Origin of the sequence: Roseateles agri, assembly GCF_034043675.1 — a bacterium.
Taxonomy (GTDB): Bacteria; Pseudomonadota; Gammaproteobacteria; order Burkholderiales; family Burkholderiaceae_C; genus KK5.
This window is the reverse complement of the sequence record NZ_JAXCLA010000017.1, coordinates 1-2,549: the sequence shown is the minus strand read 5'-3', so window position 1 is coordinate 2,549 and position 2,549 is coordinate 1. Positions and strand designations below refer to the sequence as shown.

The following is a 2,549-nucleotide window of genomic DNA, read 5'->3' as shown; positions in this document are numbered from 1 at the left end:
TGTTTAGGTTTGTCCGACACCTGCCCGTCGCGGCAGACAGCTCGCCGCGGTACACCGACCTGAGGGCAGGTGTTGGGTAAACCTCAAGGGAGGAAACCGCGGCGCACGTGGTGGTGCTTGTCGAAGCTGTAGGGACTATGGCGATTCGACGAGGGCGGCGCGCTGGCAAGTGTTCGTGAGCGGCGACGGATCTGAGCCGGGTTGCCGCGGTAGGGGCGCCAGAGCCAGGCTGCGGACGCGGCGACTCGGCATAGGACGATCCGTCTGGTCCGCAGATCGCGCCGTCGCAGCCGAGGGCGCAAAGCGACGTCGCCGAGGCTTGCGCTGCAACTCGGCTGGCGGTTGTGGTCGGCGGGTTCGTGCGGGCACGTTCATGGTCCACGTGCCCTCGGTGGCGGTGCCCGGATGAACGCGCGCTCGCGCGCCACGACCTCGAGCACGATTAATGGCCTGCCGCAGTGCCAACAAGTGAAGATAGTCCGTGGCGTCGCTTGCTCACCAGGGCTTACCTCGACCTTGGCATGCAGCGCATCGCGGGCCAGCGCCAGGCACTCGCGCCGATTGCCATTGGCCAGCAGCCCGTAGTGCCGGATGCGGTGGAAGCCGCCCGGGAGCACGTGAAGGAGGAATCGCCGCATGAACTCCTGCGGCTGCAGCGTCATGGTCTTGTGACGCGTTCGCCCCTTGGCCCGATAGTCCTTCCAGCGGAAAGTGATGCCGTGTTCGTCCATGGCGACGAGGCGGCTGTTGGAGATCGCCACGCGGTGGGTGTATCGCGACAGGTAGGCCAGCACTGCCTGCGGCCCCGCAAACGGCCGCTTGGCATAGACCACCCACTCTTGCCGACGCGTCGGAGCGAGCCAGTCGCGGAAGCACTGAGCGTCCTGCACAGCGGCAAGCTCGCCGAAGAACTGCAGACGTCCGCTGCGGTGCAGGTCCTGCAGCCCTTCGAGGAAGCGCCGCCGGAACAGGCGCGACAGGACGCGCACCGGCAGGAAGAAGCCCGGCCTGCTTGGACTCCAACTGCCATCCGCGGCGAGACCACCGCCCGGCACGATGCCATGCACGTGAGGATGGTGGGTGAGCGCGGAGCCCCAGGTGTGCAGCACCAGGGTGACACCGATGCGTGCGCCCAGGTGCTTGGCATCGGCAGCGATGGTCAGCAAGGTCTCGGCGGCTGCGTCGAACAGCAGGCCGTAAACGGCGGCCTTGTTCTGGTACGCGAGATCGGCGATCGACGCGGGCAGCGTGAAGACCACGTGGAAATACTCGACCGGCAACAGATCCGCCTGCCGAGCATGAAGCCAGCGCTGGGCGGCGTTGCTCTGGCACTTCGGGCAATGCCGGTTGCGACAGGAGTTGTAGCTGACCTGGTCCGTGCCGCAGCCCTCGCAGCGCAAGACATGCCCGCCCAGTGCCGCGCTGCGGCACTGTTCGATGGCCGACATGACCTTGAGCTGGCCCACGCTCAGGTGGCCGCGTTGCGCGGCTCGCCAGGCGGGTCCGTGAGCGCGGAAGACGTCGGCGACCTCCAGGCCGGCGTGCGCCATGACCGGCTATGCCGGCTGCACCTTCTCCAGTGGGCTGACCACCTCGCGCAGGATCTCGGTGGCGACATGCGTGTAGACCGTCGTCGTCTCCAGCTTCTTGTGGCCGAGCATGACCTGGATCACGCGGATATCGACCTTCTGCTCCAGCAGGTGCGTGGCGAACGAATGCCTCAGCGTGTGCATGGAGACCTGCTTGTCGATCTTGGCGGTCTCCGCGGCAGCCTTGATGGCCCGGTTGAGTTGCCTCGCCGTCAGCGGGTCCATCGGGTTCATGCCGGGGAACAGCCAGCCACCGGGCAGCATCTTCCCCTGCGCGTTGGCGACCCGCCACCAGGCACGCAGGCGCTCCAGCAGCACGGGCGAGAGCATGGCGTACCGATCCTTGTTGCCCTTGCCTTGCTCGACCCGCAGCACCATGCGCTGGCTGTCGATATCGGTGACCTTCAGACCGATCACCTCGCTGACGCGCAGTCCCGTGCCGTAGGCGATGGACAGCGCCGTCTGGCTCCTGAGGTTCGGTGCGGAGGCGATCAGGCGAGCGACCTCGTCGCGGCTCAGCACCACCGGCAGCTTCTGCGGCACCCGCACAGGGTGCATCTTGGCCATCAACTCGCTGCGGCCCAGCGTGACGTCGAAGAAGAACCTCAGTCCGACGATGGTGGCGTTGATCGTGATGGCCGAGGTGCCCTGGTCGACCAGATACAGCTGGAAGCGGCGGAGATCTTCCTCAGTGGCCGTGTCGGGCGAGCGCTTGAGGAACGCCGCCAGCTTGCGAACGGCGCGGATGTAGGTGGTGCGCGTCTTCAGTTCGAGCTTGCGCAAGCGCATGTCGTCGATCATGCGTTGGCGAAGCGGCGACACCTTGGCGGACGATGGCTTCATGATCCTGCTCCTGTTGAAGAGCGAGGCGGATTGCCTCGCCGATCAACGGTGGCAGGAATGGCGGATCGAGTTCGGACCAATGCCGCCGGAGCAGCTACCGCGAGAGCGGTTTAGTCC

General features: G+C 66.3%; 2 protein-coding genes. Both read right to left on the bottom strand.

Annotation, left to right across the window (positions count from 1 at the left end):
* Positions 1-371 precede the first annotated feature (371 nt).
* Entirely contained in the window at positions 372-1,550 is a 1,179-nt protein-coding gene (locus tag SNE35_RS31975) for an IS91 family transposase (RefSeq protein WP_320427123.1), read from the bottom strand.
* A gap of 6 nt (positions 1,551-1,556) precedes the next feature.
* Positions 1,557-2,432 (bottom strand): tyrosine-type recombinase/integrase, encoded by an 876-nt coding sequence (locus SNE35_RS31970; protein WP_320427122.1) that lies wholly within the window; start codon positions 2,430-2,432, stop codon positions 1,557-1,559.
* Positions 2,433-2,549: the final 117 nt, after the last annotated feature.